The sequence below is a fragment of the Ornithinimicrobium cerasi genome (assembly GCF_003702705.1).
GTDB lineage: Bacteria > Actinomycetota > Actinomycetes > Actinomycetales > Dermatophilaceae > Ornithinicoccus > Ornithinicoccus cerasi.
Genome location: NZ_QZMN01000023.1, coordinates 1 through 14,297, shown reverse-complemented (window position 1 = coordinate 14,297; position 14,297 = coordinate 1). Strand labels below are relative to the sequence as shown.

14 protein-coding genes and 1 pseudogene are annotated in these 14,297 nt (G+C 65.4%); 9 read left to right on the top strand and 6 right to left on the bottom strand.

Annotated elements, in window-relative coordinates; genetic code table 11:
* The first annotated feature begins 107 nt into the window (after nucleotides 1-107).
* Nucleotides 108-1,241, top strand: coding sequence for an ADP-ribosylglycohydrolase family protein (locus D4B81_RS16980; RefSeq protein WP_122263861.1), 1,134 nt, complete (start codon nucleotides 108-110; stop codon nucleotides 1,239-1,241).
* Here the strand turns inward: D4B81_RS16980 and D4B81_RS18590 are convergent.
* On the bottom strand, nucleotides 1,226-2,611 hold the full coding sequence (locus D4B81_RS18590) for an HNH endonuclease (protein ID WP_202613751.1): 1,386 nt from the start codon (nucleotides 2,609-2,611) through the stop codon (nucleotides 1,226-1,228). The genes D4B81_RS16980 and D4B81_RS18590 overlap by 16 nt on opposite strands.
* Nucleotides 2,612-2,991: 380 nt before the next feature.
* On the opposite strand from D4B81_RS18590, the pseudogene D4B81_RS16970 reads away from it, so the two are divergent.
* The 7 genes and pseudogenes from D4B81_RS16970 to D4B81_RS16940 form a co-directional block, all read left to right on the top strand.
* Nucleotides 2,992-3,285 (top strand): annotated as a pseudogene (locus tag D4B81_RS16970) (transposase); the annotation flags it as partial.
* A 237-nt stretch (nucleotides 3,286-3,522) separates the two neighbouring features.
* Nucleotides 3,523-4,179 carry a TauD/TfdA family dioxygenase gene (locus D4B81_RS19370; protein WP_122263859.1) on the top strand — a complete coding sequence of 219 codons (657 nt, stop codon included), beginning with the start codon at nucleotides 3,523-3,525 and terminating at the stop codon, nucleotides 4,177-4,179.
* A 1-nt stretch (nucleotide 4,180) separates the two neighbouring features.
* Nucleotides 4,181-5,143: a tetratricopeptide repeat protein gene (locus D4B81_RS18325; RefSeq protein WP_161965259.1), complete on the top strand. Its 963-nt coding sequence runs from the start codon at nucleotides 4,181-4,183 to the stop codon at nucleotides 5,141-5,143.
* 59 nt (nucleotides 5,144-5,202) lie between these two features.
* Nucleotides 5,203-5,979 (top strand): protein phosphatase 2C domain-containing protein, encoded by a 777-nt coding sequence (locus D4B81_RS16955; protein ID WP_161965258.1) that lies wholly within the window; start codon nucleotides 5,203-5,205, stop codon nucleotides 5,977-5,979.
* A complete protein-coding gene (locus tag D4B81_RS16950; protein WP_202613750.1) occupies nucleotides 5,970-6,428 on the top strand; it encodes an NUDIX hydrolase in 459 nt (152 codons plus the stop codon). The genes D4B81_RS16955 and D4B81_RS16950 overlap by 10 nt, the downstream gene beginning before the upstream one ends.
* 300 nt (nucleotides 6,429-6,728) lie before the next feature.
* Nucleotides 6,729-7,547 carry an endonuclease/exonuclease/phosphatase family protein gene (locus tag D4B81_RS16945; RefSeq protein WP_122263856.1) on the top strand — a complete coding sequence of 273 codons (819 nt, stop codon included), beginning with the start codon at nucleotides 6,729-6,731 and terminating at the stop codon, nucleotides 7,545-7,547.
* Nucleotides 7,548-7,754: 207 nt separating this feature from the next.
* Nucleotides 7,755-8,678: a tyrosine-type recombinase/integrase gene (locus tag D4B81_RS16940; RefSeq protein ID WP_122263855.1), complete on the top strand. Its 924-nt coding sequence runs from the start codon at nucleotides 7,755-7,757 to the stop codon at nucleotides 8,676-8,678.
* Nucleotides 8,679-9,386: 708 nt separating this feature from the next.
* Here D4B81_RS16940 and D4B81_RS16935 read toward each other — a convergent pair.
* Nucleotides 9,387-9,776 carry a heavy metal-responsive transcriptional regulator gene (locus D4B81_RS16935; protein ID WP_122263854.1) on the bottom strand — a complete coding sequence of 130 codons (390 nt, stop codon included), beginning with the start codon at nucleotides 9,774-9,776 and terminating at the stop codon, nucleotides 9,387-9,389.
* Between the two features lie 69 nt (nucleotides 9,777-9,845).
* On the opposite strand from D4B81_RS16935, the gene merA reads away from it, so the two are divergent.
* Nucleotides 9,846-11,297, top strand: a complete 1,452-nt coding sequence (merA, locus tag D4B81_RS16930; RefSeq protein WP_419866253.1) for a mercury(II) reductase — start codon at nucleotides 9,846-9,848, stop codon at nucleotides 11,295-11,297.
* Nucleotides 11,298-11,561: 264 nt separating this feature from the next.
* Here the strand turns inward: merA and D4B81_RS16925 are convergent, their stop codons facing one another.
* From D4B81_RS16925 to D4B81_RS19040, 4 genes are all read right to left on the bottom strand, one after another.
* Nucleotides 11,562-12,611 (bottom strand): S66 family peptidase, encoded by a 1,050-nt coding sequence (locus D4B81_RS16925; RefSeq protein WP_122263852.1) that lies wholly within the window; start codon nucleotides 12,609-12,611, stop codon nucleotides 11,562-11,564.
* Between the two features lie 71 nt (nucleotides 12,612-12,682).
* Nucleotides 12,683-13,195 (bottom strand): hypothetical protein, encoded by a 513-nt coding sequence (locus D4B81_RS16920; protein WP_122263851.1) that lies wholly within the window; start codon nucleotides 13,193-13,195, stop codon nucleotides 12,683-12,685.
* Nucleotides 13,196-13,334: 139 nt separating this feature from the next.
* On the bottom strand, nucleotides 13,335-13,910 hold the full coding sequence (locus tag D4B81_RS16915) for a DUF6998 domain-containing protein (RefSeq protein WP_202613749.1): 576 nt from the start codon (nucleotides 13,908-13,910) through the stop codon (nucleotides 13,335-13,337).
* A gap of 159 nt (nucleotides 13,911-14,069) precedes the next feature.
* On the bottom strand, nucleotides 14,070-14,297 hold a 228-nt coding region (locus D4B81_RS19040), incomplete at its 5' end, for a hypothetical protein (RefSeq protein WP_237566079.1).

Genomic DNA, 14,297 nt, shown 5'->3' with positions numbered 1-14,297 from the left:
TCTCATCGTGGACCTCAACCGTGTCGAGCGAGCAGGGCGATGGCCTGGTGGCACCTCGGGTGCATCAACGCCCTATCGGAGAACGCTGACACCAGGAAGGTAGACCAGTGAGCGAGCAGGGCCTGGACATCCAGTCCGCCGCCCGGCTGGCCAAGCTGATCGAGCTGTCCCGCGGGGTCCTGCACGGCATCGCCCTCGGTGACGGCGCGGACCACCTGTTCAGCAGCGCCGCCGTGCGGCCCGCCGGCGTCGCCACCCAGCTCACGCTGGCCACGGTCGAGGGCATGATCCGCACCCTGGAGCGCGCCGGCCGCCAGCTCGACCACGACTGGGGCCACGAGAGCCTCGCGTCCCTGCGTCGCTGGGCGACCGGCCAGGGGATCTCCGGCGTCGCGCCCGAGCGCGGACCGGGTGGGAGCCTGCTGGCGCAGGTGCCGGGGTATGCCGTCCGCCGGGGCAGTGCGCCCGCCACCGTGCGCGTGCTGCGGCACGGGCCGGAGGTGCTGGACCTCGGGCGGAAGAGTCTCGGGGCGCACGCCCTGGTGCGCACCCTGCCCTTCGCGACGCTCGTCGCCCAGCACGGTCCGGACTGCGTGTGGCCGGCGGTCGAGACCGCCCGGGTCACCCACGCCCACGACCTGGTCGGGCCGGTCGTCGCAGCCGGTGCCCGCCTGGCTGCGGCGACGCAGAAGGGTGTGGACAGCCTGGCCACGTCGTGGCTCGAGGAGGTCGAGCGTCTGGAGTCCGAGGGTGCGGGTGTCGTCGCCAGGCGACTGGGCGCCGCCGTCATGGCAGCCTCGACGGACCCACATGAGCCAGCAGGGGTCGGTGAGCTGGCACCCGACCGGTCGGCCCTGTCGGTCCTGACGGCCTCGGTCTACGCCGTGCTGTCCCACCCGCAGCCCGTGGACTTCTACCTCGCCATGGGTCTGGCGTCGTTCGCCCCGGACAAGACGTCGACCTCCGCGGTGACGGGGGGGCTGCTCGCGGCCCTCAGCGGCAGCACCCCCTTGCTCGCGCTGGGCGCGGCCAGAGGCGAGCTGGCCTGGGCGTGCGACGCGCTCGGCACCGACCTAGCGATGACGGTCATGCTGACGCCGCTCGGGCGGGAGCTGGACCGCACCGCGTGGTTGGCGGGGTGGCGAGACAGGTATGCGAGGGGCCTAACTTGGGCGCCAAGGGCCCAGGCTATGGGCAGTACGTCAGGGCCCGACGGGGGGGTCCATCATCCAGCGGCTTGAACCCGGAACTGCTCATACCGTTGAGACAGCAACTGGGGATCGGGCCAGTCCGACCGTGCATGTGGCAAGACCATGAGGTCCTGACCGTGCCGCCCTTGCAGCCCGTACTTAAGCGTGGGCCCATCCACTTCGGTGAGTATTCTCGGCGCGATCTCCACAGTGCGGTTGGGAGTGATGCCGAGCAGATGCGAGTCGTAAGCGGAGTGATGCAGTTTGCACAGGGCCATGCCGTTGTGTACGGCAGGCACCCCCAACTCGTGTGCATCCGGGATGATGTGGGCAGCGTCAAGGAGTTCGACGTGCCCCAGCGCGCAGACGGCACAACGCCGGCCATACGCACGGAGAATATGTGCCCTGAACACCGGCTGGTGCAGCCGTCGTTTCGTCTCCGCCAGCACGTACCGCTTCATGACCAACTCGAAAGCCGAGTCCGGCGCCTCGGGTAGCCGACCAAAGGTCTCGTCAGGCGACAGCAGAAAGGTCTCCCCTTCGCGGCCCGCAACGTAGAGGGGGTAGATGGCGAGGTACTGGCCGTCACCGATGCTCTGGAACCAAATCAGCGGGAGACCCTCCCGACCCGCCGCAGCTAGACTCTCCGACCTGACGGTGGACGTCAGAGTCATGGTCAGTCCCTCGAGGCGCATGTGGTCTCGCTCCACGTCGCGCTCGTCACGGATGGAGAGCAGTCCGTCGAATCCCGGCGGTTGCCATAGTTCGGCCGAGGCATCGGCCAGGGCAAACCCTCCACCGAAGTCCTTGATGTCCTCGAGCGACAGCGATTGCCGTCCACCATCAGTGCGCAGCTCGAGCCAGCGGAGCGCCACCTCCCGGAGTTGCCGCTCGTCGAATCTGACGTCCCCCTCCAGCGGCTGCGCGACCGTTCCGGCGTGACTCACTGCCCGGCTTCGCACGGGATCGAGGGCGACCAACTTATAGACGACGACCTGCCGCATCCGCCCCTCACGGTCGGGGGCTTCCCGGAAGCGCCACGGGTCAGCGGGGTCGATGTGGAACTCTCCAACGTACAGTTGAGGCTTGCCCCCACCTCTGTTGGGCCCAGCCGCTTCGAAGAGCCTCAGTGCCCGGCCCGCCTCGATGTGCTTGAGTATCGCGCCATTGCCCTTGCTTTCGGGTGACTGGTCTCCGACCTGCCCTTCTCCCGTGTAGTAATAGACGGGCGACCCGGGGTCAGAGTCCCAACCGTCGTAGTCATAGCCATGCTGCGCGCCTTGACCCGGGTCGCTGAACATCAGCACGTTGGGTGTCCTGCTTGAGGGCTCGATGCCGCCGAACCGCGAGCCCCCATATCGCTCCATCACCTCGCGGCGATTCGTGAGGTCCCCGATGTCCAGCTCCCACTCCGCAGCCATGGCCGGAGCTTACGGCAGGTGGGAGGGCATCAGTCCAGCCTGACCCCTCTGTCAATGGACGGGAGCCTCGTACAGACAACACCCGTACCCAACTTCCCGTGCCGCCCTGAAGGAGGACATCCTGCACCTACGCGATCCACAATCCACGCGCGGACGCCCCAACAGTCATTCGACACCTTGCCGACCGGTTGGCTGGTCGTGACAGACGGATCCGTCGAGGAGCCAGCTTGCGCCAGGGATCCTGGGCGGCTCATTCCGCCCACTATGGGGCGGCGTCGCTCCGCTAGCGTCGAGCCACCTGCGGGCTGGTCGCTCGGGACTGTCCGCCGAACGGTGTTTCGGGCCTGACACGCCCGCCCAGCCGGCGGGGAAGGTCACCTGTGACCGAGAAGATCACGAGCGTGAGCTCGATGCCAAAGAAAGCGACGAAGACGACCTCGCGCAGCGAGGCCGAGCATGCCACGGTCCGAGAGCTGGTCAAGGCCGCCCGGGCCCGGGGTGAGGATCTGACCGGCCCGGACAGGGTGCTCAAGTCGATCACCGCCACCGTCCTGGAGACCGCGCTGGATGACGAGCTGACCGACCACCTCGGCCACGGGAGGCACCAGGCACCCACCGCCGGCAACGGCAACATCCGCGATCGCACCCGACCCAAGACTGTGCTCACCCACGCTAAGTAGCCGATGAGGGACTATCCGGAACAGCCTTGCCTGGGGACCACAGCCGCCAGAGCCTGAATGACCCGATCGAGCGCGCGCTGTGGCTCGCCGCAGTCACTCGCGCAGTGCGCGTTGCGACAGCACGAATCGGCCGCCTCCGCCACGGACACCGTTCCAACTCGAGAGCCAGGGCGCGCACGGCGCACAGCGCGTCGCAGCGCCCGCGTGGCAGCCAACCTGTATGAATAGGGCGTGGCCAACCGTATCCGCCCCGGTGTATCGCTCCAGCACGTGCGCGATGCCCTAGTCACTGACGGCATTGTTCTGGTCAGTGGCTGGGAGTTCGAGGACTTCAGGCGAGTGATGGCTGAGCTCGGGGATATCTACCAACACCCTGACGCTGACCCGACAGGAGTCACGCGAGTGGTGCCAGATAACCGGTCCGACGCACAGTCTGGACACGGATTTAGCTTGTTGGAGCTCCCACTTCACACTGACCGCTCATCGACGCCGCAGCCCCCGCGGTTTCTAGGCCTCTACCTGGCACAGCAGCCAGACGTCGGCGGGGTACCCAAGTTTGCGGACTTGCGTCTTGCCTTTGCTGGCCTCAGCCAACATGACCTCGAGCAGGTCAACCTCGTGAACCTCCGTGGACGCAGCCGTCCCTTGGTCCTGGCATCAGAAAATACCAGCTATCGATATCGCGATGACCCTTGGTGGACCTTGTCCGGCCCTACAGAACTAACCTCCACTCTTCGGGACGCGGTGGCAATCAACTCCTACACCGTTCCATGGCTGAGGACAGGTGACGCCTATATCCTAGACAATCACCGGGTAGTCCATGGACGAACAGAGCTGCTTGGAACGTCCCGCGTAGCAATGCGCATACTCGCCGACGGGACCCTGTAGCATGGTGGAGCTACCAAAAGCTCAGGATCCCCACTTTGCCGAACGCATGCGGGAGATTCTAAAGAGTGGCACGGTGGACACGCACCAACTGCAGGAGATCCTGAATGACAAGCGCCAAGACTATGACCTTAGATTCGCGAGCCTATATGGGCTTCTGCAGGAGTTGCACCGCGAAGAGAAAGAGCGTCAGTACAGCGACCTGGTCAATCGGTACTTCGAGGAATTTCACACGGAGCCGTATTACCACACGTTCTTAGCGGTCGTTGCCGCGGGGGATGGCACGTCTGAATCCGGACTACGGGGCGCTCTCGGCCATAGCAGGAAAGCAATTGTTTCGTTCCCAGACACACCCGGAGTACTGCACCAGTACGCCGCCTTATCCGCCAGCATCGGCGAGTTGGCTGGATCCGTGGATAGAGGGGAATCGGAGAGGGCCCTTGATGTAGTTGAGAGAGCAATTGCCCTGTCCACCCGAACTAACCCCAATTTTCATCGAACCAGGGCTCGCCTCCTACGACAGCTTGGTAGATTGGACGAGGCTCTGCTCGAGATAAACACCGCCATTAGACTACAAGACGCGTCTACCCCAAGTGAAGTCAGACAACTCACTCAGTTTGAAGCATTCCGATCAATCCTCTATTTCGATAAGTCAAGTGCCGCATTAGAGGCGCGGATTGAAGAAGCAAAGCGGGATCTTAACGCAGCCAAGTCGGAACAAGTGCAATTGCTCGGCGTCCTCGCGGCGGTTATCGCGCTGATAACCTCGGCAGTTACCATCTCGACGCGCATGGAGGCAGACGCGGCCTTCCGGTTCATCGTCGTCGCGGTAGGCGCCATCACGATGGCGTTTTCCTCCTTGATGTGGGCAGGCGGCGCCTCAAGGTGGCAAAGAATCATCCCCGGATTCGTGGTCGGCGCACTTCTGATCGCCTGTGGCCTCATGTTCAGGTTGCAGCTGCCATGAAGACATCCCCTCCTGCTCGACGCCCTAGCCGACTGCTCAGAGTAGACCATGCCAGTGACATGGGCGAAGGGCAGATGAACGAGGATCTGGCCGGCGACGCCAGCCATACGGCCTGGATGTTAGATGGAGCGACAGACGTACCCAGAACCTACCTACCCGACCACTCGGTCACCGGCGCGTACTGGCTGGTACACCAGATCAACGCGCTTCTTGCAAAGGCCGATGCTGAGCCCGACCATGCGAAGTTGCTAAGCCGCCTTGCGCAGAATGTAGCCGTGAAGCTGCGACAGCATGGAATGACTGCTCATGACCTCCCGCCGGCATGCTCCCTGGGGATCGTCACTCTGGAATCGCATCATGTAGTGGCTTCGATAGTGGGCGACGTCTATATTTTTCATCAGGAGCAAGACACATTACTCTCAGAGTCACAGTTCGGCGAGAACGAGCGACGCGCCGTTCTGAAGCGGGCGACTACCCAGAATAGTGCCACTGCTGGGATTGAAGAACGGAGGCGAGGGTATCTTCGAGGCGCCAATGGCCAATGGGTCATGGCTAATAATCCAGACGTATGGCAGGGTGTAGCATCAAGGCAGTGGAGGTGTTTTCCTGGCGACCACATTCTGCTCGCGACGGACGGGTTTGCACGGGCGGTGACGGACTACGGACTATTCCCGGACTGGACAACCCTTGCCAAGGAGGTTACGCGTCAAGGCGCCGCGACTGTGCTCGGTGAGTTACGATCGTATGAGCGTTCTAGCACGACAGATGCTAGGCACTTCAAGAAGTCTGATGATGCCTGCGTGTCATTGTACCAAGTGGAGGGCAAATGGAACTGATTGCGAAAACCGCTGGGCAGCCTTACATGATCCGGCGAGGCCCGAACTACTATGAGTACCAATTGCCGATTTCAGTGAAGGCGGTAATAAATTGGCAAGGAAGACTACCACTTCTGAAAAATGAGCGCAACGAGTGGGAACTGCCCGGTGGCAAACTGGACCTGGGCGAATCTCCGGATCAATGCGTTGCGCGGGAGGTGGAAGAGGAACTGGGTTGGAAAAGCATCATAGGAGATCCTTATTTCGCCTGGGTGTACGAGATCAAGCCTGATCGACACGTGTTCATTTTGACCTACCTGGCTACTTTCGAAGGAACCGACGCGCCAACCTACAGCAACGAGCATAAGGAGCTTGTGCTCGTCAGCCCAGAATCCGTAGATACATTAAACATGCCACAGCCGTACAAGGACTCAATTCACGAGGCGGTCCATAGAGGGCACTTTGTCTGATTTGCGCTAGGGATTAGTTAAGGGTTGCACGCGTCAGGGCGCCAAGAAGTGTCTCTGCCCAGAGTCAAACCGTACAAACGCATCGGTGAGTGTGGCGCCTTCTCTTGCGTGTGCGACTCTGGCCGCTGACCAGGCATTCCGGGCGCGTCATTTCGCCGCCATACGTCGTCCATGTTCGGCACCTGCACAGTCCCCTGGCCGCTCGCCGTCGCGGAAGCGCGAACCAAGGGCTGGCGCGTCTCCCCGGCCGCCCAAGTAGTTGTTTTCTCGGAATGTCGAGACTTCAGTATCGTTCGAGCTGTGCTCGAGCTCGTCTCGTGGAACGTGAACCGGCTCTCGGTCTGGGACGACCTGGTCGCCGACCCGCGGCTCGACTTCGCGCTCCTTCAGGAGTCACCACGACCACCAGCCGGCCTCCTGGCGGGCTGTGTGCCTGCGACCGACGCAGACTGGACTACCGCACACTGGCCCTCCGAGCTCCGCACCTGTATCGCGCAAGTCTCCGACCGGTACCGCATGGTCCCCCGCAGACTGAGGGACCTCCACGAATCCGACCTCTCAGCCTTGGGTGTCAGCCGCCGCGGCACTCTCACTGTTGCGGACATCTACCGCGACGACAAGCACGTCGTGACCCTGGCATCCGCGTACGCCGCCTGGGAACGACCCCCAGGACGTGAGGGCTTTATCTACGCCGACGCCTCCGCCCATCGGCTGCTCTCCGACCTTGCGCCGCTGCTCACCGGTCGCCGCGACGAGCGGCTCATTGTGGCCGGCGACTTCAACATCCTTCACGGGTATGGCGAGCACGGCGACCCCTACTTCGCCGACCGCTACCGCAGTGTGTTCGATCGAGCACGGTCCATGGGGCTGCTGTATATCGGTCCCCAGAACCCAGCGGGTCGCCAAGCCCACCCCTGGCCCGACGAGCTCCCGCTCAACAGTCGCAACGTCCCGACATACCACCACTCCAGGCAGACACCCCTGACGGCCACCCGCCAGCTCGACTTCGTGTTCGCCACCGAGAACCTCGCCGACCTCGTCACCACGCGGGCTTTGAACGACGTGGAAGGGTGGGGTCCGAGCGACCACTGCCGCGTGGCGATCACCGCCGACCTGTAGCACTGCGCACAGCACAGCCGTATCAGGCCAGCTCAGCCATCCCGCACAGTCCGAAGACCTTCATTCGTTGCGCAGCGACGCGCGTCAAAATTCGCCGCGCCCGGACGCGGTCCTGGGGCCGGCGTAGCGTCATGGGAGTCGACAGCCTCGTCGCGCTGGCGGCGGGCACCGACTTGGCCCGGACCCAGGTCGCCGCAGGAGGCGACCATGTCCACCACGACCAGCTCCACGGCGGCACTGCCGTTCCATCCGTCCTCGATGAGCGCCCCGCAACTGGCAGCGGTCTCGTTCTTGGCTCGCTACTCCGGAGCGACTCACGCCCTGTACCGGACCCAACTGGGTCGATGGTTCACCTGGTGCGAGACCAACGGGCTGGACCCACTGGTCGGGATACAACGAGCGCACGTCGAGCTCTACATTCGCGAGCTCGGGGACGCCGGCCTGATGGACTCCTCGGTGAACACGAGAATGCACGCCGTCCGCGGGTACTTCCGGTTCGCTCACATCGACGGCACCATCCCGGCCGACCCGGCCGTGTACGCCCGGCTGCCAAAGATCCACCGGGACGAGTCCCGCACTCAGGGCCTGGACCGGCTGGAGCTGATCCGTTTCCTGCAGGTTGCTCAGACCATCACCGTCCACCACGGTGCACTGGCCTACCTCCTTGGCATCAACGCGCTGCGCGCCTCCGAGGCCGCAGCGGTGCGGATCGAGGACTACACCGACCTCCTGCGAGGCCACCGGGTGCTGCACCTGGTCGGCAAGGGCAACAAGCCCGCCACGATGCCGCTGACCGTCCCCGTCCTGCGGATACTGGAGGCCTGCCGCGGTGAGCGCACCAGCGGGCGACTCGTCCTGCGACCGCTGTCCGGCAAGCCGATCGACCGACGCGACGTCTACCGGATGGTGCAGCGCATCGCGAAGACCGCGCGGATCCCCCGGCACATCAGCCCACACTCGCTACGGCACGCTGCCATCACCAACGCCCTGGACGCCGGCGTGCCCCTTCGCGACGCCCAGATCCTCGCCCGGCACGCCGACCCCAGAACCACCGAGCAATACGACCGAGCCCGCGGCAACCTCGACCGCCACGGCGTCCACTTCCTCACCGCCTACGTCGCCGGCGTGTAAATGGCCCGACCACCAAGTCAGTTCCGCCCACTATGGGCCACCCGCGGACTGGGTCCAGCTCAGTCGACGCTCGATACATCGCGACTCCGCCGATGTGCGCGCTCTTGTTGGATGGCATACCCATGCACTCATGGGGATGTCTATACCGTTGGTGGAGCGTCGGTCACAGAGCGAACCGTTGGCGGCCGACAGGACGCGTACACGCCCGGCGGTCACCTCGCACCCCGGTCTGGACCTCCTCGGCCGTGTCCCACTCAGCACCCCTTGACCGGGCTTCTTCTCGGGCGGGTCTTATCGGACACCCGAACAGGGATGCACTCGCTTGTCTGCATCATTCCCGTTCAAGGTTCCTTAATCGGAACGGCGGCGCTGGAGTATCTGGGGTTCGCCAGCTTGCTGCATCGCCAGCTTGACAGCGCCAAGGTGCCGTAGAGAGGCCGAGCTCTAGCTCGTCAGGGACCCGGCGACGCGCCGCGCTACTGACCCCCGCCCGCCCGGCTGGCGGCGTCTTCGCGTTGCGGGCGGTGTCGTTCAGTCGCGGGAGATGCGAAGGGCGACCCAGAGCCCGCACCTTCGGCAGATGTAGGCCGGTTCGCTACCCAGTGCGTGGAGCGACCTGCGTGGCCGCAGGCGGCCGCAGCACGAGCATCGCTGCTGGGTGTCATCGACCATGTCGCGATGGTGCCACGGGCCCGTGACCCTCGGGGGTTACAGGTAGCGGCAGACGTCTTCAGGGGAGCAGGTGGCCGGGTCGCCGGCGGCGGCGTCCTCGCGCAGGTCGGCGATCTTGGCGCGGAGCTGCGCGAGCTCGGCGAGCTGCCGGTCGATCACCTCGAGGCGGGTGTCGAGCAGGTCGGTGACGTGCTGGCAGGGGGCCTGCCCCCGGTCGCGGATGTCCAGCACCTGGCCGATCTGCGCCAGGGTCAGCCCGGCGGCTTGCCCCCGGCCGATGAAGTCGAGCCGGTCGAGCACGTCGAGCCCGTAGTCCCGGTACCCCGCCGGGGTCCGGTCCGCGGCGGGCAGCAGCCCGAATTCCTCGTAGTACCGCAGGGTCTTGGTTGTCGTGCCTGACGCCTGGGCCACCTCACCGATCCGCATGCCACTCATTCTGCCTTGACCTTCCAGTGCCCTGGAAGGTCGATCCTGAGGGCGATGAAGGAGGAGCTCATGACGGCAACGGCAAAGGGCGGGTCGTATGACCTGGCGGTGATCGGGTCCGGTGGGGCGGCGTTCGCGGCCGCGATCCGCGCCACCAGCCTGGGCAAGCGGGTGGTGATGATCGAGCGGGGCACCGTCGGTGGTACCTGCGTGAACACCGGGTGTGTGCCCTCCAAGGCCCTGCTCGCGGCCGCCGAGGCCCGCCACGTCACACTCGACACCGCCCGGTTCCCCGGCCTGCCGGTCCCCGGCGTCGGGCCGGTGGAGATGCCCGCCCTGGTCGCCGGTAAGGATGAGCTCGTCGGATCGCTGCGCGGCGAGAAGTACGTGGACCTGGCTACCGAGTACGGATGGGACCTCCTGCCCGGGGAGGCCACGTTCGTCGGCACGCCGACCGAGCCGGCGCTGCGCGTCACCGGCCCGGGCGGCACGGTGAAGAGGGTCCGCGCCGCGCGCTACCTCATTGCCACCGGCTCCACGCCCTGGGTGCCGCCGGTCCCCGGTCTCCAGGAGGCCGGTTACCTGACCTCGACCACCGCGATGGAGCTGGACCACGTCCCAGAATCGCTGCTGGTCATCGGCGGCGGCTATGTCGCCATGGAGCAGGCCCAGCTCTTCGCCCGGCTCGGCGCCCGGGTCACCATGCTGGTCCGCTCCCGCCTGGCGTCCCACGAAGAACCCGAGGCCGCCACCGCCCTGCAGGAGATCTTCGCCGACGAAGGCATCCAGATCATCCGCGGGGCGGTGCCCACCGCGGTCCGCCGCGACCAGGCCGCCGGCGAGGTCGCGGTCACCGCCACCACCGCCGGCGGCGGCTCACAGGAGCTCCGGGGCGCTGAGGTTCTCGTCGCCACCGGGCGCCGCCCGGTCATCGGCACCCTCGGCCTCGACACCGTCGACGTGCGCACCGGCGACCACGGCGCGGTGGTCGTCGACAATCACCTGCGAACCACAAACACGCGCATCTGGGCTGCCGGTGACGTCACCGCCCACCCGCAGTTTGTGTACGTCGCCGCGGCCCACGGCACCATCGTCGCCGACAACGCCCTCACCGGCGCCGGCCGTGAGGTCGACTACCGCCACCTGCCCCGGGTCGTGTTCACCAGCCCCGCCCTGGCCACCGTCGGGATGACCGGCCAGCAGGCCTCCGCCACCGGGATCCGCTACGACAGCCGCGTCCTGTCCCTCGCGCACGTCCCACGCGCGATCGTCAACCGCGACACCCGCGGGCTCATCAAGATGGTCACCGACGCCGACACCGGACGCATCATCGGCATCACCGCCCTCGCCCAGGACGCCGGCGACCTCGCCGCCGCCGGCGTCTACATCCTCGACGCCGGCATGACCACCGACCAGGTCGCCAACCTCTGGAGCCCCTACCTGACCATGGCCGAAGGCCTCAAGCTCACCGCCCAGGCCTTCACCACCGACATCACCAAACTCTCCTGCTGCGCGGGATGAAACCCGCGTATAGGGATCCCCTTGCGGACACATCGTCAGACAGACGCGCGGCCAGACGTGCTGGCCGAACCGACCCTCAGTCGAACCGCCGCAGGCCATCTCGACAGAGACCTCTGACTGCATAACTATGCACTCACTGGGAGACCTCTCAAACGTCCCGATCTGCCGCCGATCGCACCGTCATCTTCGCGTGCGGGACGGGGTAATCGATCTCGCGCAGCGTTCTTCCGGGCCTTCCTCGCGGTGCCGGGCGGGGACGTTTTCTTAGGAGTAGTCGGCTGTCACTCGCCGTGCTGAGGAGTCGATGGTGATGTGGCCGCCGTGGGGCAGGATCCACTGGGGTCGGGTATGTCCGAATGGGATGCCTACGCACACCACGGCGTCGGGGTTGTACCGGCTGATCACCTCAATCACCGTCTCGCATTGCTCGGTCCGGCGGCGTTCTCGTTCTCGTTCGTCCGGTCGGTCGTCGAAGTTGGACGCGGGTGGCCTGGCCACCAGGACTGCGTCAACGGCAGCCAGCAGTCCGCGTTCACCAATCGCCCGGAGGATCCACCCCACCTCGGTGGCGGACGGCAGTTCTTCCGAGGTCTCCAGGATCAGGACGCCGCCGGCCAGCACGCTGGCGTCGTGCGAGAAGCGTCCCGCGGTGAGGATCCACTGCAGGACCTCCAGGCACCCGCCCCAGGTCGGGCCGGTGACGGTTCGGGTGGGGCCCGACCACGTCCAGGGCTGTGTCGGCTCGCGATCTCCGTACTCGGTGAGCGCGCGTGGGTCATCCCAGGGCCAGCCCATGTCCTCCGACGTCCCAGGTTCGGTGATCTGCAGGGTCTCGCCGGTCAGGAGAGCAGCAACGAGAGACCTGGCGTGGACCTCATCGACCGCTGGTCCGGGACCCAGGTGCACCTGGGTTGAGCCGCCATAGAAGCTTGCGATCCCTTGAGTCCACAGCCAGTTGTGCAAGTTGGTATTGTCGCTATAGCCGATGAAGGGTTTGGGGTCGGCGGCGACGGTCTGAGGGTCGAGGTGAGGAATGACGGTGATCTGGTCCTCGCCTCCAATGGTGGAGATAACGCCACGGATGCTCGGATCGGCGAATGCCTCGTTCAGGTCGCGGGCGCGTTCGACGGGCGTCGCGTCCAACTGCCGCGTCGTGGGGTACTCGACGGGCACGAGCCCGGTTAGTTCCTGAAGGCGGTGCATCGCCTGCTCGTGCAGTTGCGGAGCGACTCCCGGTGCGGCGAAGGATGGCGACACCACCGCGACGCGATCACCGGGTCGGGCCTTGGGTGGACGAAGCAATTCGACTGTCACATCCCCCAGACAATCACAAAGGGGCCGGGCACCAGGGGACTACGGACTTCCGGTGTTGCCGCGCCTCACACCTACGGCTGCACCAGGACCAGCCGCTGCTCCGGGCCCCATTCGTACGTGTCATCGCAGCGATATCCCCTGAGCCAGACTTCGTCGTCCACCACACGCAGGTAGAACCCCTTGGGGTAAGCCTCATCGTCGCGGAGTGGTTGGGAAGCAATGTGGATGGCCCCGGTCGGGGCGCTACCAGCCGATAAGACGGAGTCTGGCGCGTTGTGCTGATCCATCGTGGCCAAGCGGAGGAACGGGCCGCTAATCACGGGGCAAAGGTGGAAGCCCTGCACTCGGGCCGCATCGAAAACCTGCGACTGCGTGCCGCCGGTCGAGAGCCCGAGTTCATACACGGCTCGTTCGACGAACCGCAGCTCCTGCCCTTCCGGATAGTCGAACGCGGGGTGCTCAAGAAGCGTCGCGGCGTGCGCGTTCAGCCGTACACCAGCTTCTCGAAGATCTTGCATGAGCACGTCTCGCGGCTGCCCACCGACCCGTACTGTCCGACCGTCGAGCCCGAGGACGTATGTCATAAGCGCCCATTCTCCACGAGGCCAACCGGCGCCAGTGGTTCGGGGGGACCGCGATTGCTACCCACGTGGAACGTGCGGAAATGCCGCATGCGGCTCGTCTGTGGGAGCGAGAGCGTTGCACGGGGCCACTCGGCTCCCGTCAAGTTGGACTTGAACCGGTCCCTACCTGAACGGCGCGGCGGCTGCCCTCGGCCGGCGGCCACGCCTCCTGCCTGGCCGATTGAGATCGAAGGGGCACTCGGGCCTCGTCGGGGACGTCAGCATTGAGTTTGCGGAGCTTGGTGAGGCTCATGGGCGCCTGGCCATTGCTCTGAATCTTTCCGGCAGCCTGGATCCCCAGCGCTAGCGGGCCGTTGAAGACGACCTCGTGTCCTGTCCCCGGAACCCGCGACAATCGCAACACGATGAGGGCCGCCGCGTGGTCATGAGAAGTTGCGCGGATGGCTACGCCCTTCGCGCCGTAAGTCGCTTTGATCTCAACTCGACGACCGTCGTCGGCCACTGCGTCATGGCCCGCCGTGGAGGCTCTCACCAAGCGTAGGGCGAAGAGTGCCTCGGCGGCGGCCTCTCCGATCGAGCCGACAAGGTGACCGTCCAATGGGAACTTTCGCCCCGGATGCATCTCCTCGAGTTCACTGACGATGTCATGCAGCTGCTCAACAAGGTGCGCGGTCCGAGCGCTGCGGGCAGCATGGTCGATCGCGTCCGTCGTCATGGCTCCTGCCCGGGCAGTGATGGGAGATGGGTGCTTGAGATCCTGCCACGACCACTGCCAACGCGCCGGCACCACTCGTCCTACCGCGTCGTGAGTATCACCACGCATGAGGTCCTACGCTTGTGCCACTCCCGCCGTCGAGAAGGAGAGACATGCCGGTCAGCCCGCGAACCCACCGCGACCGGAGAAAGTGGAGTCCATCAGAGTGGTGTACGACGACCACGGTGGTGAGCGTGTCCTGCTGATGTAGGCGCGGTCACCGCGTGATCCTTCGAGTGAACCTTCCACAGCACTCTCGAACGGAGCATCACGATGACCGCTTCTCCCAGTATCGACCCTGAGGTCTTCCTGCACGAGCAGCTCGCGCAGGCGAGCCCGGACCTGATG

Bases quoted from the DNA above. Each gene is read 5' to 3' on its own strand.
- D4B81_RS18590 (WP_202613751.1), bottom strand. From the start codon at position 2,611: ATGGCTGCGGAGTGGGAGCTGGACATCGGGGACCTCACGAATCGCCGC.
- D4B81_RS16950 (WP_202613750.1), top strand. From the start codon at position 5,970: ATGGAACTGATTGCGAAAACCGCTGGGCAGCCTTACATGATCCGGCGA.
- D4B81_RS16955 (WP_161965258.1), top strand. From the start codon at position 5,203: ATGGGCGAAGGGCAGATGAACGAGGATCTGGCCGGCGACGCCAGCCAT.
- D4B81_RS16940 (WP_122263855.1), top strand. From the start codon at position 7,755: ATGTCCACCACGACCAGCTCCACGGCGGCACTGCCGTTCCATCCGTCC.
- D4B81_RS16920 (WP_122263851.1), bottom strand. From the start codon at position 13,195: ATGACATACGTCCTCGGGCTCGACGGTCGGACAGTACGGGTCGGTGGG.
- D4B81_RS16935 (WP_122263854.1), bottom strand. From the start codon at position 9,776: ATGCGGATCGGTGAGGTGGCCCAGGCGTCAGGCACGACAACCAAGACC.
- D4B81_RS16915 (WP_202613749.1), bottom strand. From the start codon at position 13,910: ATGACGACGGACGCGATCGACCATGCTGCCCGCAGCGCTCGGACCGCG.
- D4B81_RS18325 (WP_161965259.1), top strand. From the start codon at position 4,181: ATGGTGGAGCTACCAAAAGCTCAGGATCCCCACTTTGCCGAACGCATG.
- merA (WP_419866253.1), top strand. From the start codon at position 9,846: ATGACGGCAACGGCAAAGGGCGGGTCGTATGACCTGGCGGTGATCGGG.